The organism is Nitrospirota bacterium, from assembly GCA_016214845.1.
Taxonomy (GTDB): Bacteria; Nitrospirota; Thermodesulfovibrionia; order UBA6902; family UBA6902; genus SURF-23.
Genome location: JACRMS010000032.1, coordinates 127,841 through 150,655, shown reverse-complemented (window position 1 = coordinate 150,655; position 22,815 = coordinate 127,841). Strand labels below are relative to the sequence as shown.

The 22,815-nt window shown below is 46.2% G+C and carries 24 protein-coding genes; 14 read left to right on the top strand and 10 right to left on the bottom strand.

Annotation, left to right across the window (positions count from 1 at the left end; all coding sequences use genetic code 11):
* Positions 1–7 precede the first annotated feature (7 nt).
* The 7 genes from HZB61_11615 to HZB61_11585 all read left to right on the top strand — a co-directional run bounded on the left by HZB61_11615 (position 8) and on the right by HZB61_11585 (position 4,454).
* On the top strand, positions 8–319 hold the full coding sequence (locus HZB61_11615; protein MBI5057249.1) for a phasin family protein: 312 nt from the start codon (positions 8–10) through the stop codon (positions 317–319).
* Positions 320–359: 40 nt separating this feature from the next.
* The gene (locus tag HZB61_11610; protein ID MBI5057248.1) at positions 360–554 is read left to right on the top strand and encodes a hypothetical protein; all 195 of its coding nucleotides are present in this window, start codon (positions 360–362) and stop codon (positions 552–554) included.
* 44 nt (positions 555–598) lie between these two features.
* Positions 599–928, top strand: coding sequence for a hypothetical protein (locus HZB61_11605; GenBank protein ID MBI5057247.1), 330 nt, complete (start codon positions 599–601; stop codon positions 926–928).
* Positions 929–1,209: 281 nt separating this feature from the next.
* Positions 1,210–2,922: an AarF/ABC1/UbiB kinase family protein gene (locus tag HZB61_11600; GenBank protein ID MBI5057246.1), complete on the top strand. Its 1,713-nt coding sequence runs from the start codon at positions 1,210–1,212 to the stop codon at positions 2,920–2,922.
* 109 nt (positions 2,923–3,031) lie between these two features.
* Positions 3,032–3,469 carry a hypothetical protein gene (locus HZB61_11595; GenBank protein ID MBI5057245.1) on the top strand — a complete coding sequence of 146 codons (438 nt, stop codon included), beginning with the start codon at positions 3,032–3,034 and terminating at the stop codon, positions 3,467–3,469.
* Positions 3,470–3,548: 79 nt separating this feature from the next.
* Positions 3,549–3,668 carry a hypothetical protein gene (locus HZB61_11590; protein MBI5057244.1) on the top strand — a complete coding sequence of 40 codons (120 nt, stop codon included), beginning with the start codon at positions 3,549–3,551 and terminating at the stop codon, positions 3,666–3,668.
* 51 nt (positions 3,669–3,719) lie between these two features.
* Positions 3,720–4,454, top strand: a complete 735-nt coding sequence (locus HZB61_11585) for a PilZ domain-containing protein (protein MBI5057243.1) — start codon at positions 3,720–3,722, stop codon at positions 4,452–4,454.
* A gap of 42 nt (positions 4,455–4,496) precedes the next feature.
* Here the strand turns inward: HZB61_11585 and HZB61_11580 are convergent, their stop codons facing one another.
* Complete coding sequence (locus HZB61_11580; GenBank protein MBI5057242.1) at positions 4,497–5,261, bottom strand: MBL fold metallo-hydrolase; 765 nt, start codon at positions 5,259–5,261, stop codon at positions 4,497–4,499.
* 116 nt (positions 5,262–5,377) lie between these two features.
* On the opposite strand from HZB61_11580, the gene lptF reads away from it, so the two are divergent.
* Both lptF and HZB61_11570 read left to right on the top strand, forming a co-directional pair.
* Entirely contained in the window at positions 5,378–6,457 is a 1,080-nt protein-coding gene (gene lptF, locus HZB61_11575; protein ID MBI5057241.1) for an LPS export ABC transporter permease LptF, read from the top strand.
* A gap of 5 nt (positions 6,458–6,462) precedes the next feature.
* Positions 6,463–7,533 (top strand): LptF/LptG family permease, encoded by a 1,071-nt coding sequence (locus tag HZB61_11570; protein ID MBI5057240.1) that lies wholly within the window; start codon positions 6,463–6,465, stop codon positions 7,531–7,533.
* Positions 7,534–7,669: 136 nt separating this feature from the next.
* On the opposite strand, the gene HZB61_11565 is transcribed toward HZB61_11570, so the two are convergent.
* The 3 genes from HZB61_11565 to HZB61_11555 form a co-directional block, all read right to left on the bottom strand.
* Positions 7,670–8,662 (bottom strand): YncE family protein, encoded by a 993-nt coding sequence (locus HZB61_11565; protein ID MBI5057239.1) that lies wholly within the window; start codon positions 8,660–8,662, stop codon positions 7,670–7,672.
* 44 nt (positions 8,663–8,706) lie between these two features.
* Positions 8,707–9,570: a UbiA family prenyltransferase gene (locus HZB61_11560; GenBank protein ID MBI5057238.1), complete on the bottom strand. Its 864-nt coding sequence runs from the start codon at positions 9,568–9,570 to the stop codon at positions 8,707–8,709.
* Positions 9,571–9,760: 190 nt separating this feature from the next.
* Positions 9,761–9,985 (bottom strand): hypothetical protein, encoded by a 225-nt coding sequence (locus HZB61_11555; protein MBI5057237.1) that lies wholly within the window; start codon positions 9,983–9,985, stop codon positions 9,761–9,763.
* Here HZB61_11555 and HZB61_11550 point away from each other — a divergent pair.
* Entirely contained in the window at positions 9,954–12,902 is a 2,949-nt protein-coding gene (locus tag HZB61_11550) for a PAS domain S-box protein (GenBank protein ID MBI5057236.1), read from the top strand. The genes HZB61_11555 and HZB61_11550 overlap by 32 nt on opposite strands.
* 175 nt (positions 12,903–13,077) lie before the next feature.
* Positions 13,078–13,455 carry a response regulator gene (locus tag HZB61_11545; GenBank protein ID MBI5057235.1) on the top strand — a complete coding sequence of 126 codons (378 nt, stop codon included), beginning with the start codon at positions 13,078–13,080 and terminating at the stop codon, positions 13,453–13,455.
* Positions 13,456–14,121: 666 nt separating this feature from the next.
* On the opposite strand, the gene obgE is transcribed toward HZB61_11545, so the two are convergent.
* From obgE to HZB61_11515, 6 genes are all read right to left on the bottom strand, one after another.
* Positions 14,122–15,129 (bottom strand): GTPase ObgE, encoded by a 1,008-nt coding sequence (obgE, locus tag HZB61_11540; GenBank protein MBI5057234.1) that lies wholly within the window; start codon positions 15,127–15,129, stop codon positions 14,122–14,124.
* 211 nt (positions 15,130–15,340) lie between these two features.
* On the bottom strand, positions 15,341–15,610 hold the full coding sequence (gene rpmA, locus HZB61_11535) for a 50S ribosomal protein L27 (protein MBI5057233.1): 270 nt from the start codon (positions 15,608–15,610) through the stop codon (positions 15,341–15,343).
* Positions 15,611–15,631: 21 nt separating this feature from the next.
* A complete protein-coding gene (rplU, locus tag HZB61_11530; protein MBI5057232.1) occupies positions 15,632–15,940 on the bottom strand; it encodes a 50S ribosomal protein L21 in 309 nt (102 codons plus the stop codon).
* Positions 15,941–16,125: 185 nt separating this feature from the next.
* Positions 16,126–17,589 carry an anthranilate synthase component I family protein gene (locus tag HZB61_11525; protein ID MBI5057231.1) on the bottom strand — a complete coding sequence of 488 codons (1,464 nt, stop codon included), beginning with the start codon at positions 17,587–17,589 and terminating at the stop codon, positions 16,126–16,128.
* A 96-nt stretch (positions 17,590–17,685) separates the two neighbouring features.
* Positions 17,686–18,408, bottom strand: a complete 723-nt coding sequence (gene pyrF / locus HZB61_11520) for an orotidine-5'-phosphate decarboxylase (GenBank protein MBI5057230.1) — start codon at positions 18,406–18,408, stop codon at positions 17,686–17,688.
* 2 nt (positions 18,409–18,410) lie between these two features.
* The gene (locus tag HZB61_11515) at positions 18,411–18,959 is read right to left on the bottom strand and encodes a dCTP deaminase (GenBank protein ID MBI5057229.1); all 549 of its coding nucleotides are present in this window, start codon (positions 18,957–18,959) and stop codon (positions 18,411–18,413) included.
* An 824-nt stretch (positions 18,960–19,783) separates the two neighbouring features.
* Here HZB61_11515 and HZB61_11510 point away from each other — a divergent pair.
* The 3 genes from HZB61_11510 (at position 19,784) to HZB61_11500 (ending at position 22,662) form a co-directional block, all read left to right on the top strand.
* Positions 19,784–20,068 (top strand): hypothetical protein, encoded by a 285-nt coding sequence (locus HZB61_11510; GenBank protein ID MBI5057228.1) that lies wholly within the window; start codon positions 19,784–19,786, stop codon positions 20,066–20,068.
* Between the two features lie 67 nt (positions 20,069–20,135).
* Positions 20,136–21,131: a YncE family protein gene (locus tag HZB61_11505; protein ID MBI5057227.1), complete on the top strand. Its 996-nt coding sequence runs from the start codon at positions 20,136–20,138 to the stop codon at positions 21,129–21,131.
* A gap of 154 nt (positions 21,132–21,285) precedes the next feature.
* Positions 21,286–22,662 carry a mannose-1-phosphate guanylyltransferase/mannose-6-phosphate isomerase gene (locus tag HZB61_11500; GenBank protein ID MBI5057226.1) on the top strand — a complete coding sequence of 459 codons (1,377 nt, stop codon included), beginning with the start codon at positions 21,286–21,288 and terminating at the stop codon, positions 22,660–22,662.
* Positions 22,663–22,815 lie beyond the last annotated feature (153 nt).

The following is a 22,815-nucleotide window of genomic DNA, read 5'->3' as shown; positions in this document are numbered from 1 at the left end:
AGGGCAAATGACTATTAATGAAGTTTTGCACAAGGCTTTGATGGCAGGATTGGGCGTTCCTGAAAAGGTGAAAGAGTTGATCGACGAGTTGGTCAAAAAGGGAGAGCTCAGCGAATCGCAGGGATCAAAACTTGTAAAAGAATGGTCAGACAAGGCAGGGAAGAGCGGGGAGACCTTATCAAAAAGTTTGACTGAGCTCGTCAACAAAACCCTTGAGAAGATGAATATACCGACGAGAGAGGAAGTTGAAAAGCTCGAAAAGAAGCTGACCGCCCTTTCAGCAAGGGTAAAGAAGCTCGAAGGCTCGTCGCAAGAGTGAATATCTGATTGAAGTATTTCTGTAAATCCGGGGGGAGGAATTGAAAGATTCTTTTGTACGGTTTCAGATATTGAAACTTGAATGGGAATCTGAGACTGCTCATTTGTCATCCATTACAGAAATCTCAATGCATCCTGCCTACCAACAGATAATTGGAATGGGACAAGTTGCTGTTCCTTTTATCCTTTCAACCGGTGTGCTGATGGAAGAGGTGTTGTTACGCCGCGAGATGTAATTGACCTTCTAAGCCGTGCAAAACAACGACAGCAGGATGATTTCATGGCAAATACTGACGGTGAATGCGAATGGGTTATTGGCCAGTTGGCTTTACAATATGGGTTGAAAGAGCTTTCAACGAGAAAGCGGCAGACATATTTACAAGCAGAGTTTCCTCATCTCTGGGATTATATAGAAAAGTTTATTGGCGGCAAGTCAGAATATACTGAATCTGCTATGCGAAATATATTAGATAAAGATTGGAAAAGGATATCTGATGATCTTGTCTCTATCGGGTTGTTTAGGAAGAAAATCATCCGGGATGGAAAAGCTGTTTACTGGGTGCCTTTCCTTTATCGGCAGGGGTTGGAGATGACCCAAGGGAAAACGTAAATCTGGAAAATGAGTATCTGTAATTATTCAAACATATTAAAAGCAATTTATGAAAATGAAAGACAATAAATCATGAAATCCATTGAGTTGGCATACAGAAGATTTGAAAGGTTATCCGTCATCTGTAACATACGGGGCGGATTAAGAGAGAAGTATAAATTCATGATAGCGACAAAGGCTGAAATTGAGGGTATAATTAAAAAAAGAAAGGCGTTATAATTTTGCTGATTCTCAACAACATAAAGAAAGCTGTTAACTTAATTTTCATCTTAAAATATTAAATGCCAATAACAAAACTTCTCAGATACTGGCAGACGTATAAAAATATAAAGCGCATAAGGCATATAGTCAATGTTTTCCTCAAGCACGGGTTCGGACAGTTTATTGAGCAGGTAAATCTCCAGCGGTTCTTCCCCCTGAGTTTAAAATTAAAGATCCTCAGGCGCTGGGAAAAACTTGAGAAGCACACCATCCCTGAAAGACTGAGGATGGCCTTCAGCGAATTAGGCCCTTCGTTTATAAAACTGGCGCAGATCCTTTCCTCCAGGCCTGACCTGATAACAACAGAATACGCGGATGAATTTAAAAAGCTCCAGGACAAGGTCCCGCCTTTTGCCCCGGAACATGCAATCCAGATCATAGAGTCCGAACTCAATATTTCTCTCAATGACGTATTTCTGGATTTTGAAGATATTCCCATTGCTGCCGCCTCCATCGCGCAGGTCCATAACGCGGTCCTCAAGACCGGCGAGAAAGTGATCATCAAGGTGCAGAGGCCTGACATCAGTGAAATCATAGACAATGACGTGACCATCCTTAATGTCATAGCGCGCCTCATGATCAAATATATCCCTGAAAGCAGGCTCTTTGATCCCGAGGGGATAGTGAACGAGTTTTCAAAGACAGTTAAAAAGGAGCTGGATTTTTTTGCCGAGGCGAAAAACGCCCAGAGGTTCAAAAGGAACTTTGCGGAAGTCCCTGATATTTGCATCCCCACAATTTACTCCCATCTGTCAACCGAAAAAGTGATCGTAATGGAAAGGTTTGAAGGCGTGAGGATAGATGATCTGCCGGGGATTGACGCGCTTGGCATTGACAGGCTGGAAGTGGCCCGTAAGGGGGTTGCCGCCTACTTCAAGATGATATTTGAAGACGGATTCTTTCATGCCGACCCGCACCCCGGGAACATCTTTGTTATGCAGGACGGCAAGATAGGGCTTATTGATTTTGGAATAGTCGGGCGGCTTACGCCGGACATGATGGAGAACATCGCCGGGGCGTTTCTTGCGCTTTACAACAGGAAGTTTGACGCCCTCATTGATATATACATTGACATGGGGCTGGTGGCGGGTGATGTAGACCTTGATGAATTCAAAAGGGCGCTGAAGAGAGACCTCGTTGATATCGTAGAGCCCCTTTATGACCTCACGATCTCTGAGGTGAATTTCCCGGAATATCTGGAGCTGTTCACTCATCTCGTCATAAAACACGGGCTCAGGGTGCCATCGGAATTGATGCTGATAAACAAAACCATCATGATCCTTGATAATATAGGCAGGCAGCTTGATCCCGGCTTCAATGCCATAACATACGCCGCCCCTTACGCGGCAAAGCTGATAAAAAAACGCCTGAGCCCAAAGGGCATTTTTGAGAAGGCAAAAGATAACCTGTCGGACGTGAGCCGCCTGCTGTTTGATACGCCGAAGCAGATAAACAGGCTATTGAGAAAATCCCTCAGGGATGAGGTAGGCATCAATATCAACCCGGTGGGGATGGATAAACTGATACGGGACATAGACCGTTCAAGCAACCGGCTCGCATTCAGCATAGTTGTCGCGGCCATTATCGTGGGCTCGTCAATGCTGATACAATCCAATATGGACATCGGCGGCAGGATCTTCGGCCTGCCGACAATCGGGGCCATAGGATTTTTAGTGGCCTTTCTGCTTGGAATAAGGCTGCTGATATCTATTATAAAATCTGGGAGGCTGTAATGAATAAAGAAGGTCCAGAGTCATAGAGAAGCAAAGGCGCAAAGCTTTCTCATTCCTTTGTGCCTCTGTGCCTTTGTTACTTTGGACTTTTCTTTGTCTAGGAGGGAATATGACAATAGATGAGCTTCAGAAATACCTTGAGCAGGAATTCGCAAACATAGACAGGGTTGTCGGCGAACTTTTTTCCATCTATTCGCCGGGAAAATCCGGGTATACGTTTTCAGAGCAGGCGGCAATAGCGACCTTTATCGTAAATATATACAGCGGCATTGAAAAGGTCCTGAAGCAGATGCTGCTTTTTGACAAACTCGATGTGCAGGATTCCCCTGAATGGCATGAAAAGGTGCTCAGGAAATCCAGCGAGATCGGCATCCTGCCGCCGGACCTTTTCCAGATATTGACCGGCTACCTGTCCTTCAGAAATTATTTTATTTACAACTATGTCTTCACTATTAAATGGGAAAACATGAAGGCGCTGTCCGACGCGACAAAGGACGTTGCGGCACGGGTCAGGTCAGAGGTCAACGAATATATACAGACGATCTGAAAGGAGAAGACAGAAGGCAGACTGGCAGAAGACAGAAAAAAAAGGGGGGGGACAATGAAGAAGCACAATCTATGAAGTAATGACATGTCTTGAAATTTCTTTAAAACTATTTTATTGTGAACGAAGTGATTTTGACAGATTAACAGCAGAAGCAGATGAGATAGCAGCCATGATCGCCGGCTTTGCAAGGAGTTTGTAGTCTTGCTTCTGTCTTCTGAATGTCTGTCTTCTATTTAACCACGGAGAAGCGATGCCAGAGACCAAAAGAAAGTTCAGGAGATTCGACATGCAGCTCGGGGTAATATTCAGGCCCACATACGGCGCCACGGATTACGCCACCGGGGTAACGACAAATATTTCATGCGAAGGCCTCGGTCTGGATGCGGATGATTTCAAGTTCATTATGTACGAAAACCTGGAGCTGCTCATCGGCCTCCCGGGCAAAGGGGACTCTGTTTCACTGTCCGGCGATGTTTTATGGAAGAACCAGGACGGGAAAAGATGTTCCGCGGGGGTCAAGTTCAGGATGAAAGATAAGGCAGTTCAGGAAGAAGCGCTGGCAAAGATCTTCTCCGCCTCAAATGTCCCGGAGATCGATATGTACAACTGTGACTGGGAATATAAGATCCATAAGGAAGCCGAAAAGAAAAACAAGAAGGCTTTACTGCTGCCGAACAAATTGGGCTTTATAAAACAGTATAACGGGGACGGCAAAAAGTGCAAGGTCACCTTCAGGCTGCTGAAGGAGATGGCAAAGAATTCACAGAATGTCGCGCTTGCGGGAGAGTTTAATAACTGGGACGCTTCAAAGTCGCCCATGACCAGGCTCGACAACGGAGACTTTGTCATAACCCTGGAGCTGTTCTGCAAGAGAAGATACAGATTTAAATATCTTATCGACGGCCAGCGCTGGGAGAATGACTGGTATGCCGACAGGTTCGTCCGCAATGATGAAGGCTCCAAAGACTCGGTTGTGATCGTCTAAACCATTCAAGCAGATCGAACAAGAAAATCGCTGATTGTAAAACTACAAACTGAATATCCCTGTTGCCTTGTAGCGGCTTGCGGTGTATAAGGTTAGGCGTTCACCCACAATTTTCTGGTGTGTCCTGAGGGCTGTGGCAGGAGTGTTGTTGTTCTCGGAGATATGGGCAAGGCAGGCCCATTTCAGGCGGCTGCCGGACTGAAGAAGCAGTTCAGCAGCTTCGGCATTGGAGAGGTGTCCCTGAAATCCCCGTATCCTTCTTTTAAGAAAAGCGGGATAAGGCCCCCTTTCAAGCATCACCGGGTCATAATTGCTCTCAATGAAGACCGCATCAAGCGATGCCATTGCTGAAACGAGGTCCTTAAATACATGTCCGAGGTCTGTCAATATGCCTAATTGTTTTTTGCTGGAGGCGACAACAAATGCCACGCCGTCAACCCCGTCGTGAGGGCAGGGGATGGTCTGAATGGACACACCGTTGAAATGAAGTATTTCTCCTGATCGAAAGCAGTTGATATTGTCCAGACGTCCCAACCCGTTTCTTTCATTTGCCTTTTCAAGTGTCTTCGGCGTGATAAAGACCGGCAGGCCGAACTTCCTCTGATATACACCTGCGTAACGCGCGTGGTCGGAATGGTCGTGTGAGATGATCAGGGCATCGACTTCCCTGATATCGCGTCCAAATGCGGCGAGCCTGCGGGAGGCCTCGATGCCGGAGATGCCGGCGTCAAACAGCAGCTTCACGCCGCCTGTCTCAACGTAAATACAGTTGCCGCTGCTTCCGGATTGAAGGGAGATCGCAATCACGCTCTTATACTCTCATACACGGGCCGGAGATTACAAGAGAGAGGCTCAGGCTGCCTACCTTTTGGTTTCATTAGTTGTTATAATTGAATTCCGTAGAACACTGCTTGGCGCAAGAAATGATTATTCAGAGAAAAATATTTAAAGAGCTCCTGGTAAACCTGCTCGTCATAGTCTTTTCCCTTTCGGTGATACTATTCATGGAAAAGTTCGTGAGGCTGTCAAGGCTCTTCATGGGGAGAGGGGCGGACATTCTGGACATCGTCAAGATATTTGTGTATATCCAGCCCTCGCTTTTATTGCTTTCCATCCCCATGTCGCTGCTCATGGCAGTCTTTCTCACATACGGCAGAATGGCGGCTGACAGTGAAATAGTTGTATTAAAGGCAAGCGGCATGAGTTTCTGGGGGATATCCAGGGCCGCCGTTATCCTCTCGGTCTTGTCCTGCATGGTCCTTTTATTCATCAGCATTTATTTATTGCCGCGCGGCATGTTTGCATTTAAAAAGACATTATATGAGACGATAGTAAAAAAGGCCTCCATGACCTTTGAGGAGGAGACATTCTCCGATGTATTCAAGGACACGGTCATTTATGTGAAGGGAATACCCGGTAAAGACGAATTGAAGGGGATCTTTGTCTACAGGGAGGGTGATAAAACATTCAAAGACCCTGTAGTGATCGTCGCTGAGAACGGCGTATTGACCTCTAATCCCGGTGAAGGCCAGATAAAACTGACCATGAACAAAGGACTGATACACACATACTCGGGGAACAGTTCATCGGAAATTATATTTTCAACTTTTGATCTGGTGCTTATGACAGGGTTAGATCCGATGGACAAGGCAAAGCCCGAAGAGATAAAAACCGGCAAGCTCTGGAAGGAAAGCGGAAGCTCAACTTCGTGGGCGATAGAACTGCACAGGAGGCTGGCGCTGCCGTTTACCTGTATAATTTTCGGCATTCTCGGACCGGCGCTCTCCGGCAGGATCGGAAAGGTAGGCCGCCTCGGCGGTTTTTCCATGAGCATGTCGGTGCTTATGCTTTACTACCTGCTTCTTATAACGGGCGAATCTTTTGTGAAGGCCGGGAAGCTTCCTGCTTTTGTGGGAGAATGGGCCCCCAACGTTTTTTTCAGCGCCCTTACGGTGCTGTTTTTTTACAGGGCATATATGGACAAGCCGATCAGGAAATTTTAGGCATCATGAAAATTCTAAGGAAATACTTTTTAAAAGAATTCATCCGGTATCTGGTAATTCTCCTTCTGAGTTTTACGAGTATCGCGATCGTTGCCGAGTTTTTTGACAAGATAAACGAGTTCTACACCCACAAGGCCCCTGCTCACCTGATAGGCCAGTATTTCTTATTGCAGGCCCCGGGCGTTATGTTGTATGCCCTTCCGTTTGCCTCTCTTTTCTCCGTCCTCATGACTATCGGAATGGCCTCAAAATGGAGAGAGGTCTTGATCATCAAGGCCTCAGGGTGCAGCACGAAGAGACTCTTTTCGGGTTTTCTTTTAATCGGGGTCATTTTCAGCCTGCTCGCCCTGTTGTTAGGCGAGACGGCAGTGCCTGCGGCTGCCAGAAAAGCGGCATGGATAAGGAAGGTGAAGATCCTGAAAGAATCGCCCAGGATCAGTTTCAGGGAAGGCGCCCTGTGGCTGAAGGGCATTGATAAAAGCCTGGTCCGTATCGATGGTTTTGTTGCAGACCAGAATAAAATTTTAAAAACGAGCATATTCAGTTTTAATCCTTCTTTTGTTCTGGAAAAGAGGACCGAAGCCGCGGAGGCTGTGTGGGAAGACGGGGTATGGAAACTAAAAAACGTGACCGTCTTTGATTTCACCGCCAACACGTCAAGGAAATATGATTCTCTCATATCCTCCGCGATCGAGGAGCCCAAAATGTTCGACGATGAAATGAAAAAACCCGCGGAGATGAATTTTGCCGAGCTTTACTCTTATTACACGAGGCTTGAGAGGGCCGGATTTAAAAACCTGAGATACGCAGTGCGCCTCTATGAAAAACTTTCCTATCCCGCGATAAATTTTATCATGGTCCTCTTTGGCGTGGCCCTCGCTTTAAACTCAAGACTGGGCGGAGGCATCAAGGCCGCCGGCATAGGGGTACTTGTAAGCGTGGCCTACTGGCTGATCTATTCCGTCAGCATAGCGCTCGGCAACACAGGCGCCCTGCCCGCCTGGTTTGCCCCGTGGATCGGGCTGATCGTCTTCGGCATAACAGGCAGTGTTTTGTATCTTAGAATCAGAGATTGAATATCATCCACAGATTTACACAGATTAATCTCGTCCGGTCACGGTATAATGGCAGACATACGTTTCTGGAGCAAAGCAAGGAATAAGTTAATCAAATTTTTTAAATCTGCGGTCATCTGCGTCATCTGCGGATGATTTAAAACACGGCAGCGCCCCACGGGGAACCGGAGTAGGGGCTGTTCGGGGTAAGCCCAAGCTTTACCGTGCCGGTAACTTCATTGGTCCTCATGTAGATTATTGATACGCTGCTGTCCGCATGGTTGACCACGTATGCTTTATTTTTATTGCTGTCTATAGCTATGCCGATCGGCTCCCTGCCCACCCTGATTGTATCTATGACTTTATTAGCTGCGGTGTCTATGACCGAAACGGTGTTAGAGCCTCTGTTGGTAACATAGGCCATGTTCCTTGATGGATCAATTCCTATGTGCCAGGGCTTCTTATCAACCTCTATGGTTGCTGAGACCCTGTCTTCTCCGGCATCGATGACGGTAACTGTATTTTTGCCGTGATTGGCCACGTACACCTTCCGGTTGACAGGGTTTGCGGCTACGCCGAGCGGCGTCTCATTGACCTTTATAGTTTTTGTTACTGTCCTGCTTTGTGTACTGATGACCGAAACCGTTTTATCGCCTGAATTGCTGACATAAAGCTTATCACCGATAATGCCCGCGTCAAAGGCGCCCATACCAACCTTTATTTTCCCGGCAACTGTGTTTTTCTCAAGATCTATTATCGAAATAATCCGCTCCTTGTTTTCGGGATGGGTCACATATGCAAGCCTTGCAGCGGAATCAATTACTATATGCATGGGGCTGCTGCTTACCTTTATCGTTGACAGCACCGAATTACTGTTTAAACCGATAACGGAGATGCTGCTGTCGCCGGGATTTGAATTGACGACATACATCCGGCCGGTATTTTGATCGATAGCTACACCGGAAGGCCATACGCCGACTCTCAGGGTCATCGCTACTTCATTCTTTAATGTGTCAAGGACCGAGACCGTATTGTTGCCGACGTTGGTTATATAAACACGTTTGGGCAAAGGCTGGGCCGAGACCTTGTTTACGGAAATTGTTGACAGTAAAAAAAGACAAATGAGAAGTATCAGGTTCTTCGTTTTCATTTCGCTTCCTTTAAGAAAAAGCATAGGGCAAAGAGCATAACAGGCTATAAAGGTATCACGTAATTAAACAGGGTGGAGACAAAGACCGTGACGCTTATGTAGCCGTTCATATTGAAAAAGGCGATGTTGAGCTTGCTTAAGTCATGGGGCTTAACGAGTGAATGCTCATAAAGCAGAAGCCCTGTGGCCAGTAAAACCCCGAATAAATAAAAACCGTTCAATTTAAAAATAGGTATCAGGCTTAACAGCAGCCCTATGGTGATTATATGGAATACGCGCGCAGTCCAGAGCGAGGCGTTTACGCCGAAGATGCTCGGGATGGAATAGATGCCGTGTGTTTTGTCGAAGTCAATGTCCTGCAGGCCGTAAAGCGCGTCAAAGCCCGCGACCCAGAACATGACCGCGAAACAGAGCGGCAGTATCTCTGTGTCGAAAGTCCCCTTCACGGCAATCCACGCGCCCAGGGGGGCGAGTGAAAGCGCGATTCCCAAGACGATGTGACAAAGCCATGTGAATCTTTTCGTATATGAATAAGAAAAAAGCACCAGGAGGAACAGCGGCGAAATTTTGAAGCAGAGGGGATTAAGCTTGTAAGCGGAAAGCAGCAGGAGGGCGAACGCAATGGCAGTAAAGATAAAGGCCTCCCATGTTTTTATGACCCCCCTTGGGAGCTCCCTGTTTCTGGTCCTCGGATTAAGCGCGTCGATGTTCTTGTCAACTATCCTGTTCATGCCCATCGCGCCGGTCCGGCCGCTCACCATCGCAACCGTGATCCAGAATATCTGATCAAGGGACGGCAGGCCCCCCGCGGCAATTATCGCTGAAGTAAACGCGAAAGGAAGCGCAAAGATGGAATGCGAGAATTTTATCAGCCGCAGATAGTCAGCAATCTTTTTAAAGAGAGTCATAAGAGCAACCCTAATAATGGAATTGCTTTATTGTAATTTTTAAGGCCATTAAATGCAACAGAATTTTTGAAAAGTGCAAAAGTGCAAAAGTGCGAAAGTTCAATAGAGCAAAAGTGCAGAAGTAAAAAACGACAGGGACTTTATTTTTTTAACTTTTGCGCTATTGCTCTTTTGCACTTCTGCTCTTCTGCTATAATATCCCGTATATGAAGAGGGATATCTGGATATTTCTTTTTGTCCTCGGGGCTGTCCTTTTCAGTTGGCCCGTCATCAGCATATTCAAATACGATCTGTCGAAATATTTTTTCGTGGCGTGGCTTATTTTTATCGGCCTGATCTTCTTTGCAACCATATACTCAAAAAAGAGAAACAATGGAGGATGATTGTTTTCTCCCGCGGTCCTGATCTCCATCATATTCGCCTATCTGGTGCTGCTCTTTCTGATCGCCTATTACGCTGAAAGGAAAGAGCGCAAAGGCAGCAATCTCGTATCAAACCCTTATGTGTATTCGCTTTCCCTCGCGGTCTACTGCACGTCGTGGACCTTCTACGGCAGCGTTGGCAAGGCGGCAAACGCGGGCCTGAGCTTTCTGACGATTTATATAGGCCCCACTCTCATGGCCGCTCTGTGGTGGGTGGTCCTGAGAAAGATCGTTTACATCTGCAAAGAGAACAGGATCACTACGATGTCGGACTTCATAGCGTCGCGCTACGGCAACTCGCTTTTCCTTTCAGCCCTCGTGACCCTCGTTGCCGTTATAGGCATAACGCCGTACCTCGGACTGCAGCTCAAGGCAGTCATGACCACCTTCGTTATCCTTTCGGGTGAACCGGAGGGGAGCCATTTCGCGGGATGGTTTATCACACTCGTGTTAGGCGTCTTTGCGATCTTTTTCGGGGCGAGAAAGGTTGACGTCTCAGAGCGTCACGGCGGCCTTATCTTTGCCATTGCCTTTGAATCGGCGATAAAGCTCGTGGCCTTCATATCCGTCGGGCTTTTTGTGACCTACGGGCTGTTTGACGGAGTGGGCGGCATATTCGAGAAGATAAGGAATTCGCAATTTTCAAATCTTATGCTCCTTGGGCAGGATTCAAACGTGAGTTTTACTGAATGGACTTCCCTGACGTTCCTCTCGATGATGGCTATTATGTTTCTGCCGAGACAGTTTCACGTGTCTGTTGTTGAAAACTCTTCACATGAGCACATTAAAAAAGCCATGTGGCTGTTCCCCCTTTATCTTTTTCTCATCAACATCTTTGTCCTGCCCATTGCTTACGGCGGGCTTTTGCTCGGCGAGCCGCAGCAAAGCGCGGACTTTTTTGTCCTCAGCATCCCTCTAAACAGGGGCATGCCGCTGCTTGCGCTCTTTGCATTCATCGGCGGTTTCTCGGCGGCCACTGCCATGGTGATCGTTGAATCGCTTGCGCTGAGCACTATGGTGATGAACAGCTTTGTGATGCCCGCTCTCTGGCGGATGAACGCAATGAAGGGTTTTTATGCAATGATCCTGAATACGAGGAGGGTCATCATTATCGGGCTTGTATTTTTAGGCTATGCCTTTGCCATCTATATCGGGAATTTTTACAGCCTCGTAGACATCGGGCTTAAATCATTTGAAGCTGTCACAATCTTTGCGCCCCCTCTGCTGTTCGGCATTTTCTGGAAGGGCGGCAACAAAAAAGGCGCCATCGCCGGCATCCTTGCGGGTTTCAGCGTATGGATGTATACGCTCATGATACCGGCCCTGATGCGGGCGGGCATCATCGAGCACGAAGGCTTTTGGGGAGGCGTGTTCCACTCGAAACTTCTAAACCCGACAGCCCTCTTCGGCCTTGAAGGTATGGACCGCTGGAGCCACTCGCTGTTCTGGGGGCTTCTTTTGAACGTCTTGCTTTACGTAGGTGTTTCAATATTCACTTCACAGGACAGCGAAGAGGAGAGGCAGGCTTTCAGGTTTGTCGAATCGCATTCTTCAAGGATGCTGCCCGCAAGAGGCATTTACAGCATCAGGCAAATAGAGGATGTCCTTGGCCAGTATATCGGGAAGAGAGAGTCAAGAGAATTCATTGAGGTTTTTATTGCACGCAATAATATTCAGAGGGATCCCATTTCCCAGGACGACCTCATCAGGATGAGGAACGAGGCTGAGAAAATATTGTCCGGGGCGCTGGGCTCTCCAATCGCCGCGATTATCCTGGAGGACAAATTGACGCTTACCGAGCGGGAAAGGGGAGAGCTTTCAAGCTCCATAAAACAAATAACCGACACCCTCAGGCTTTCGAGGCAGGAGCTTGCGGAGGCAAACAGGAACCTTGCGTATCTTAAAGAATTCAGCGAAAACATAATCGAGAGCGCGCCGGTCGGCATTGTGACCGTTGATTCTTTATTGATGGTGAAGTACTGGAACAGGGAAATGGAAACTATCACGGGCATAAAAAATTCTTCCGCCTTTAACACGTCCGTACTAAATCTGCTGCCCTGGATCAAGAGGGAATTGTTTACACAGAACATGCTCGGCGAGATGATAGTGCAGACCGCAGCGATGCAGTCGTTCAAGATAAACATCAATCCCCTCAAAGACCCGTCCGGAGGATTTGTTGTGATCATCGAGGACATAACAGAGAAGAAAAAAATGGAGGAGCAGCTCCTGCATTCTTCAAAACTCGCCAGCATCGGCAGGCTGACAGCGGGCATTTCCCATGAGATAGGAAACCCCCTTGCTTCCATATCCTCCCTTGTTCAGGAGATCAGGTCGATGAAGCTCGATTCGCCGGAGGACGTGAGCTTTACAGAGGAGTCGCTGAAGACCATCAACAGCCATATTGAAAGGATTGTAAAGATTGTCAGGAGCCTCGGGGATTTTGCCAGGATATCCGCGTCGGAAAAGACCGATATAAAAATCGCCGAGATACTCGACAGGACCATCAGCCTGGTGAGCTTTGATAAAAGGTTCAAGAACATCCGCATGAAGCTTGATGTCGACAGTATCCCGCCCCTGAAAGTAAATCCCGACCAGATGCAGCAGGTTTTTTTCAACCTCATACTCAACGCCCTTGATGTGATGCCTGAAGGCGGGACGCTCGCTGTTTCCATAAAAGAGACGGACGGCTTTGTCGAGATAATCTTCAGCGACACCGGGGCCGGGATAGAAGATTCAGTTTTAGACCGGATATTCGACCCCTTCTACACGACAAAGACCCCGGGTAAAGGCACGGGGCTCGGTTTGAGTATCTGCTATGGCATAATAAAGGACCATAACGGCACAATTAACGTGAAGAGCAAAAAGGGAAAGGGAACAACATTTATAATAAGACTGCCTAAAACAATATGAGGCATGAAAAATTAAGAGTATATCCACAGATTTCACAGATAAAGACAATGAAATAAATAAACACATATTGTTTATCATCCAAAAGGTGTAGAGACGACCCGGCGGATCGTCTCTACTCTGTGATAATCTGCGTCAATCTGTGGATAAATGTTTTTTTAGGCTCAATGGAGAATACATGGAGAAACGGCTAATCATCGTTGAGGACGAAGAGACCTTGTGTGAATCCCTGAAGAGGGTGCTCACAAGGGAAGGCTATACCGTTGACGCGGTCAACTCCGCTGAAGACGCCTTCAACATGCTGGAAGAAAAAGAGTATGACCTGATAATCACCGACATCATACTTCCGGGCCTTAACGGGATAAAGCTGATAAAGAGGATCAAAGAGAAAAATCCGGAGCAGACAGTTGTGGTAATGACGGCATATGCGTCGCTGGAAACAGCTGAAGAGGCGCTAAGTGCAGGAGCTTATGATTATATTGTTAAGCCGGTGATGCATGAAGAGATAAAACAGATCGTCAAAAACGCCCTCACGCGGGAGACGCCGCAAAAGTAGAATGTGCTGCCTATATGCCTGATTGCGAAACAATATGACACATGATCAGGGCTGTGCTATGGCACACATTTGTGACAATGAATTCTTGTGCCATGGCACATATAAACGCCTCCTGAAAATTTTAATTATCCCTTCTTTATGACCTAACCATTTATTTTGTTTGATAAAAAAATAAACTTATATTGTTCAATCATGCTGGCATATTTCTTGAGTTATAAAATTTAATTAACTCATCCAAAAAAGATGAGAAGACAGAATCGAACTTTCAAAAAGGGGGCATCAAATGACAGTTTTTCTAAAGGAAGTTAGAAACGATTTAAATCTATTAGAATGTTCCAATTACGCCGCAGATGGGTCCCGGTCAAAAAAGTCATTTAAAGAACTAATAGATTTTGCCAAAATTTTAATAATTATTACGGGGTCCCTGGCTATATCATTTTTCATTACGTTTCTCAGGTAAAGTACATATCATTGTAAGCCAAAGGCATTAGTTTGAAAAGATTGCAAAACAAACTTCTCCATCTTTCAGGATAAGCAACTGAATTGGCTATTCGCCTTCAAAGTCTTCAAGCCCGGGACGTTTCAAGATTTGATCAGAGCTGTAGCAGAATTTTCCCCTCTTATTACCGCCCCTCTCATAAACCTGCAGCTTCAGGGTCACAACTCCTACTTTTTATACTCCTCTACTTTTTTCCCAAGATGCATCAAAAGCTCTTTTATCCCTTTTCCAGTCACTGCGCATATCGGGAAAAAATCATAGCCTTTATCTTCACAATATCGCGCGAGCCTGTCAAGTCTTTCCCCATCGCCTTTTATATCGAGCTTTGTCCCGGCAACCGACAGGGGTTTCTTCATGAGTTCAGGGCTGTAGAGTTCAAGCTCTTTGTTTATCTTTTCGAAATTCTCCACGGGGTCTCCCTCCGCCATTTCGGATATGTCAACGAGATGAAGCAGAATGGATGTCCTTTCCACATGGCGCAGGAACTGGAATCCCAGCCCTGCTCCTTTGTGCGCGCCTTCAATGAGTCCGGGAATGTCGGCGATCACAAAGCTTCTGAAATCTTCATGTTTGACAACGCCTAACACGGGAATGAGAGTTGTAAAAGGGTAGTCCGCAACCTTGGGCCTTGCCGCGGAGAGCGCGGATATCAATGTGGATTTGCCTGCATTGGGCAGGCCTATTAAACCCACATCGGCAAGGAGCTTTAATTCCAGCACCAGGTTTTTTTCTTCACCGGGTTCTCCGGGCTGAGCAAACATCGGGGCCTGTCTTGTGGCGGTTTTAAAATGCGCATTGCCGAGTCCGCCCCTGCCTGCTTTTGCGGCGAAGAACTCCTGCCCCTCGGTTGTGAGGTCGCACAGGACTTCCCCTGTGTCGGCATCTTTTATAAGCGTGCCCGGAGGCACGGGTATGGTAAGGTCTTTTCCGTTTTTACCGTGCATGTCTTTGCCCATTCCATGCTCGCCTCTTTCAGCCCGGTACTGCTGCTGGTATTTTAAATCCAGAAGGGTGTTTAAATTGCTCACGGCCTTAAAGATTATGTGTCCGCCCCTGCCGCCGTCGCCACCGTTGGGCCCGCCTTTGGGAACGTACTTCTCCCGCCGGAAGCTTATACAGCCTCTGCCGCCGTCACCGGCTTTAACGTAAACTTTAACCTGATCGATGAATTGCATTTTCTATATCCACAGATAACTCAGATTTACACATATTAATTTTAAATTATTATCCGTGCAATCGGCGACATCTGCGGATTCATTTCCTTTAAGATTAATTTTCTTTTAATATCTTTGTTCTTTTGAATATAGGATACAGAATATTAAGATAAAAAATAAAAAAGGCGGACAAAAATCCGCCTTTTAGAATTGCTAATATGTTTTTTTGCAGCTACGCGCTTTGCTCTGCTGCCGGATAAACGCTTATCTGCTGTCTGTCTTTGTCCTTGCGCTCGAACTTCACAATCCCGCCGACCATGGCAAAAAGTGTGTCGTCGCTTCCCTTGCCTACATTAAAGCCGGGATGGAATTTTGTGCCTCTCTGCCTTACAAGGACATTGCCGGCCTTCACAAGCTCGCCGCCGTATCTTTTTACACCGAGGCGTTGTGATTGACTATCGCGACCGTTCCGTGAGCTTCCTACGCCTTTTTTATGGGCCATGTTACTTCCTCCAAGATATAGTTATGAAACTTTGATCTCTTTAATCTTAACTTCCGTATAAGGCTGCCTGTGCCCTCTTGTTTTCCTGTAATTTTTCCTCGGCCTCATTTTAAACACGAGGACCTTTTTCCCTTTGCCGGTACTGACAACATCGGCAGTCACTGTTGCAGATGAAATGAACGGGTTGCCGACAGAAAGCTTGTCTCCGTCAGAGACAGCCAGGACCTTATCAAAGGTGACAGCGCCTGTTTCTTCAACCTTTTCTATCTTCAGGACGTCTCCCTCGGAGACCCTGTATTGTTTTCCGCCTGTTTCTATTATAGCGTACATGAAATTCCTCCAACTGAAAAAATAGATATATTTTTTAACATATCACCTGACGTAAAGTCAATTATTGCTTCGTTGACTGAATTTTCATTATCGCTTAGCTGACGGATTTGCTTCACTTCAGCGTTAAGCTGCATCTTTTAAGCTTTCTTTGAAAAAGAAGGAAGGGATGCGGGAAGATCAAATAACTATAACGTCTCCAGCGTGCGTATCAGGGCCTCGGCCTTTTTGAGGCTCTCGTAATATTCCCTCTCCGGGTCTGAATCTGCGACAATCCCGGCGCCCGCCTGGACGTACGCGGTCTTATCTTTAATCACAAACGTTCTAATGATAATGTTCAAGTCCATGTCGCCGGTAAAACTTATGTAGCCGATCGAACCTGTATACGGCCCGCGCGCGACCGGCTCGAGTTCGTCAATGATCTCCATGCAGCGCACTTTCGGCACTCCCGTTATCGTTCCTCCGGGGAAGGTGGCCCTTATCGCGTCGAAACAGTCCCTGCCTTTTGCAAGCGTCCCCTTCACGTTTGACACGATATGAATGACATGGGAGTAGTCCTCGGTAATCATGAACTCATCAACTTCCACTGTGCTGTAATCGGATATCTTCCCCAGATCGTTTCTTTCAAGGTCAATCAGCATGAGATGTTCCGCGCGCTCTTTTTCATTCAGCAAAAGGTCTGTCCTCATCTGATGGTCGCTTTCAGCATCTTTACCTCTCGGCCGCGTGCCCGCGATAGGCCGTGTTTCAACTGTATTGCCCGAAACCCTAACCAGCCTCTCCGGCGATGAGCTTGCGATGTGGTAGTCTCCCAGGTCAAGATACGCCGCAAAGGGCGAGGGATTGATCCTGCTCAGAGTTTTGTAAACCTGCCACGGTTTGATGTCACCGAGATATGCGGACACCCTCTGCGAAAGATTTGCCTGAAAGATATCCCCTGCGCGGATGTATTCTTTCGCCCTTCTCACTATATTCATGTAGGCCTCTTTGCCCATCTCGTGATGAATGCGGACCTTGGCATGGGAGGGGTTAAAACCCTCAAGGGAGGGGACCGGATTTAGCTTTTCACAAAGTGCGTTTATTTTCTCACAGGCTCTGTCATAAGCAGTTTCCCATTCACCGAGGGCGGGTTTGAAACCCGCCCCTACATTTGTGCTTTGCAGAGGGCAGGAAATGATAAATGTCATTCGCAGCTTGTGGTCAACGGCTATAACTGTGTCAACGAGCATGAAGTGGGCATCTGGTATTTTGAGATCATCAACCACGGTCTTCGGCAGGTTTTCAAAATAATGCACGAAGTCATAACTTATGGTCCCGACAGCGCCGCCGATAAATGGCGGCAGGTCCGCGGATGATTCAATTTTGAAGGTTGTGAGGATTTCCTTTAGTTTCTTTAGAGGGGAGATGCTGTCCTTTAGGGCGGGTTTGAAACCCGCCCCTACAAATTCCATTCTGCCGTCTACTTCAACAAAACCGTTTTTTACCTTGAAAGTAAGGAAAGGTCCTGCGCCTATAAATGAATATCTGGCGATCTTTTCAGGCCCTTTTATACTTTCAAGCAAAAAACTGAACGGGGAGTTTACACATTCGAAAATCTGCTGCGGTGGAATAAAAGGCAGCTCTGCATAGACAGGGGAGGGTTTACCGGTCATCGCGCTTTCAATGAAGTTGGTTTTTGAGGGAAAGATTAACATAACAAGTGAAGAGTGAAGAAGTTCGCTTAACTTTCAACTCTTGATTTTAAACTTCTAACTCAAGCTCCCTATTTCCTCTTCGATACGTTTTAACGCCTTGACTGGATCAGGCTGTGACGTGATGGCCCTTCCGATGACAAGGTAATCGGCCCCTTTTATCAGCGCCTGCCTTGGAGTAAGCATCCTTTTTTGATCGTCAGCCGCTGCCCATGACGGCCTGATACCGGGGGTAACGATCAGGAATTTCTTCCCGAATTTTGAACGTATCATCTCAGCATCCTCCGGGGATGCGACAACTCCGTCGAGCCCTGATTTATGGGCAAGTCCCGCGAGGTTTTTAACCTGAGCGCTCATGCGAAGTCCGACCCCAAGTTCGTCCTGCAGGGCAGCCTGGTCAATGCTGGTCAATATGGTCACGCCAATGAGTTTCGGTCTTTCGATATTCTCCTTGAGCGATATCTTTCTGATCGCCTGGGCCGCCTGCTTCATCATTTCAAGTCCGCCCGATGTGTGTACGTTAAACATGAACACGCCGAGTTTAGCCGCGACAGAGGCAGACTTCGCTACAGTGGTCGGGATGTCGTGAAATTTCAGATCAAGAAAGACCTTCTTGCCCATTGAATTGATCTTTTCCACGATCCTTGGGCCGGCGGCGGTAAAGAGTTCAGAGCCTACCTTGAACAGTTCAATGTGGTCTTTAAATTTTTTAGCAGTCCTGATCGCCTCGGTGTAATCAGCGACGTCGAGGGCAAGGATTATGCGCTCTTTTGGTTTCATGATTAAATCTTGGCCAGCGTTATCCCTTTCTGGGCCTGATATTTACCCGCCTTGTCGGCATAGGACCTTTCGCATACTTCATCCGCTCCTAAAAATATTAGCTGGGCAATCCCTTCATTGGCATACACCTTCACGGGCAGCGGCGTAGTGTTGGATATTTCTATTGTCACGTGGCCCTCCCATTCCGGCTCAAGAGGAGTGACGTTGACGATTATCCCGCATCTCGCATACGTTGATTTGCCAAGGCAGATGATGATCGTTTCCCTCGGAATTTTAAAATACTCCACAGACGTGGCAAGGGCAAAAGAGTTCGGCGGTATTATACAGACGTCCCCTTTAAAATCAATAAAGCTCTGAGGGTCGAATTTTTTGGGGTCGATCACGGTTGTGTTTATGTTGGTAAATATCTTGAACTCATCGGTTATCCTCATATCATAGCCGTATGAACTCACTCCATATGAGATAACACCCTTTCTCACCTGTTTGTCCGAAAACGGGGTTATCATGCCTTTTTTTGCCATTGACTTTATCCAGCGGTCATTCTTTACCATCGGGGTTTCTCCTTTGCGAATAACTGTATCTTTTAGAGAGGATTTTATGATTTCCAAAGGGTAACATAATGCCTTATTTTTTTACAACAGAGCTCTCTGACTTTAAAATATGAATCAACTCGGGACACCATTCACTATAACGTTTTGTGCAGCATTATGCCGAAGCCTGCGTATGTCTGTAAGGGCAGTTTCTTTGATGTGAATTTTACCTTTACTTAGCATCTGGATAATGAAATAATTATTTAACATATAAAAGAATTGCACAATTGATGGAAAAAAAGGATGGGGAAAATTAACTGCTGGGAATTTATGAAGTGCGGACAAGGGCCGTCATTTGATGAAAACGGTAACACATTCGCTCTCTGTCCGGTTGCAACCGAAATCTTGGCTGATGGCCTGAACAGCGGGACCAACGGAGGTAGAATTTGCTGGATAATTGCCGGGAAATTCAATACCCCGTTAAGGTGTTCACCTTTATACAAAGTTTGCTCCTGTGCAACATGTGAATTTCATATTAAGGTTAAGGGCGAGGAAGGATTGGCAAACATTTGTCGCACGGTAGGGACCTTTTTACATCTTATTAATAATGTTCATAAAACTTGATTTTCCATTTCTGACTTACCCTTTGAATTGCCCCCCTGTCAGCACGTAATCAAAAGAGTTCCTCTAAGCGCGCCTTTCTTTATTAATGTCCGGGAATAATTGGGCAATTGAGGAGGGGTATTATTATTTTTTAATTCAATATTTTTTAAGTGACAAAACATAATGATAAATGTAAAATTACACTTTAAAAAAATATTGATAAGGTCCTAACAGGAAAGGCCATGGATCCACGAGTCCCGGATGATAAAGTGCCGGCATATGACATAATTGAAGCAAAGATCCGGCAGATTGACAATACGGTAATATTGTTCAGGGTATTTTATTTGCTGGATACCCTTATTTACAGGGTACAGTTGATAAAGAAGGACACTATGTGCATTGTGGAGCTTTCTAAGAAGCTGCTCCTGGATTTGAAAAACGGCAGTCCGGCCGCCGAGCAGGAGTTAATGGACATATTGCAGGAAACTTTGGACAGCGATGATTGCTGGAGAAAGTTAGAAGGATAAAATATTCTACCCCTATGCAGAGCTTCAATAACTTCTTTTGATTGCAATTATAGGAAGGGTATAACTAATGAACTCACTGCGAATCTTTCTGCTTCTGTTCTTGTCGCTTGCAATACCTCCTGTTACAGTAAGCGGAAGCGATGCCACCCGCTCTGCAAAAGCCGCAAGGCTTTATGTAGTGAATTCAGGAGCTGAGAATGTAGCTGTAATAGATACTGCGAATAATCAGATACTGGAAACAATTCAAGTAGGAAAATGGCCTGCGGGCCTTGCGGTCAGTCCTGACAAAAAAAAGATATACGTCCTTAATTCAAATGCCGAAAGCAGTTCGGTATCTGTTATTGACACGTCAACCAATAAGGTTGTGAACACCATTAAAACAGACATTGGACCGATGCATATGGCAATTGATCCTGAGGCAAATCTCGCTTATGTCACAAATACCGATGATAAGGAAAATAAAAGCGTAACCATCATTGATATTACAAATGATTCAATAAAAGGCAGAATAAAATTTGATGGGACCGGGCCTTTTGAAACGGCGCTTGTCCCTGACAAGAAACTTGCATTTGTTGTTATTTCGGGCGGCCGGTATGTTTCAGTAATCAATCTCAAAGACCATTCCGAAACTGCAAAGATACCGGTCGGCAAGATACCTCTTGGGGCGGCTTACAGTCCCGCAAGCAAAAAAATATATGTAACAAGTCATGATGATAGCGCCGTTTCTATTATAGATACGGCAGCCAATAAGGTTGAAGGGACGGTGCAGGTTGGATTAAATCCCTGGTATATAGGCATTGATGCGTCTGCCAACAAGATTTACGTTACTTGCGCCGGTGACAACAGTGTGGCAGTAATTGATACCGCCACTAATACCGCGGCAGGATCAATAAAGGTCGGGGCATCGCCAAAAGGAATTGCGATAGATCCTGCTGCCAGGAAAGCCTATGTAGCCAACAAGGCCGACAACAGCATTTCGGTGATTGATCTGAAAAACAATAAAGTAATAGATACCATCCAGCTTGGGAAAAATGCGCATCCCTGGGGCATAGGGCTTTTGTAAATTGAGATTACTTGATAACATTCAATTTGTTGACCTTACCGGTTGTAAACCAATATAATGTTTTAAGGACTTGAAACCTTGAAACTATTTTTTTCAGCATTAGGGGTCAAAAAAATACATGTCAAAAAAAGAAATTAAAACATTTCCCGTCCTGTTGGCAGGCGGCAGCGGCTCAAGATTATGGCCCGTTTCCAGAGAGCTTTTCCCGAAACAATTAGTTAGTCTTGTCGGGTCCGACTCGTTGATTCAAGGCACGATCAAAAGATTGTTCCCCCTCTTTGAGGCGAAAGATATCCGGGTTGTCTGCGGAGATGAACATTTTTTTGAAATAGCGCGGCACCTTGAGGAAATCGGCGTACCGTCCAAAGGGAAGATCATTGCCGAGCCCTGCGGACGCAACACAGCCCCAGCCATACTTCTTGCGGTCATGAATATTCTGAAGACTGAAAAAGATGCGGTGATTTTGATATTCCCCTCTGATCATGTAATTAAAGATGTTGAAGGATTTCAGGCGAGATTGATGACAGCGGTGTCACTCGCAAAAAAAGACTACATCGTAACGTTCGGCATAAAACCCGACTACCCGGAAACGGGCTATGGATATATAGAAGGGGCCAAACCTGTGCAAAACGGCGCCTTTGCCATCAAACGGTTTGTGGAGAAACCCGATGATAAGACCGCACGGTATTATCTCAAAGCAGGGAACTTTTTCTGGAACAGCGGAATGTTTGCCTTCAAGGCATCTGTGCTCTTGAACGAATTCAGGGCATATGCACCGGACCTTTTTAAAAACATGCAACGGATGGTTTCAAAGGCGGCCTCCGTACCTCTGAGCAAATATCAGTCCCTGCCTGATATCTCCATTGATTACGCCATAATGGAGAAGACAAAAAAAGGCGTTGTGCTCCCGTCTGATTTCGGGTGGAGCGACATCGGCTCCTGGAAATCCCTTTACGATTTTTTACCGAAGGGGGCAAACAACAATGTTGTTGAAGGTGACGTAATTCTCAAGAACACCAAAAATTGTTTGATACGCGGCAATAACCGTCTGGTTGTAACAAACGATATTGAAAACATTGTGGTGGTGGAAACGCCCGATACGGTTTTTGTATCAGACCTTGAAAAAAGCAAGAACGTTAAGTCCATAGTGCAGGAGCTCAAGAAACAGGGACGCAATGAATATAAGGCGCATACCACTGCCTATCGCCCATGGGGGACTTATACGGTGCTTGAAGAAAATAAAACTTCCAAGATAAAGCGCATCGTAGTTTATCCGGGGGCAAAACTGTCCCTGCAAATGCACCACCACAGAAGCGAACACTGGATCGTGGTCCAGGGCACAGCTAAAATTGTAAATGGCGACCAGACCATTTTCCTTGAAGAAAACCAGTCCACCTATGTTGCCAAGACCTCGCCTCATCGCCTTGAAAATCCGGGCAAGATCCCTCTTCATCTCATAGAAGTGCAGATTGGAAACTATCTTGAAGAGGACGACATCATCCGTTTTGACGACGACTTTGGCAGGAAGTAGATTCCGCTATAAACAAATTAACCACAGAGGCACGGAGAAAACTCCATCCACAGATTACACAGAGCTACACAGATTTAAAAATATTAATTCGTGTGTTTAATCTGCGGAATCTGCGGATGATTTTATCATTTTCTATATGGTTTAATTTTGATC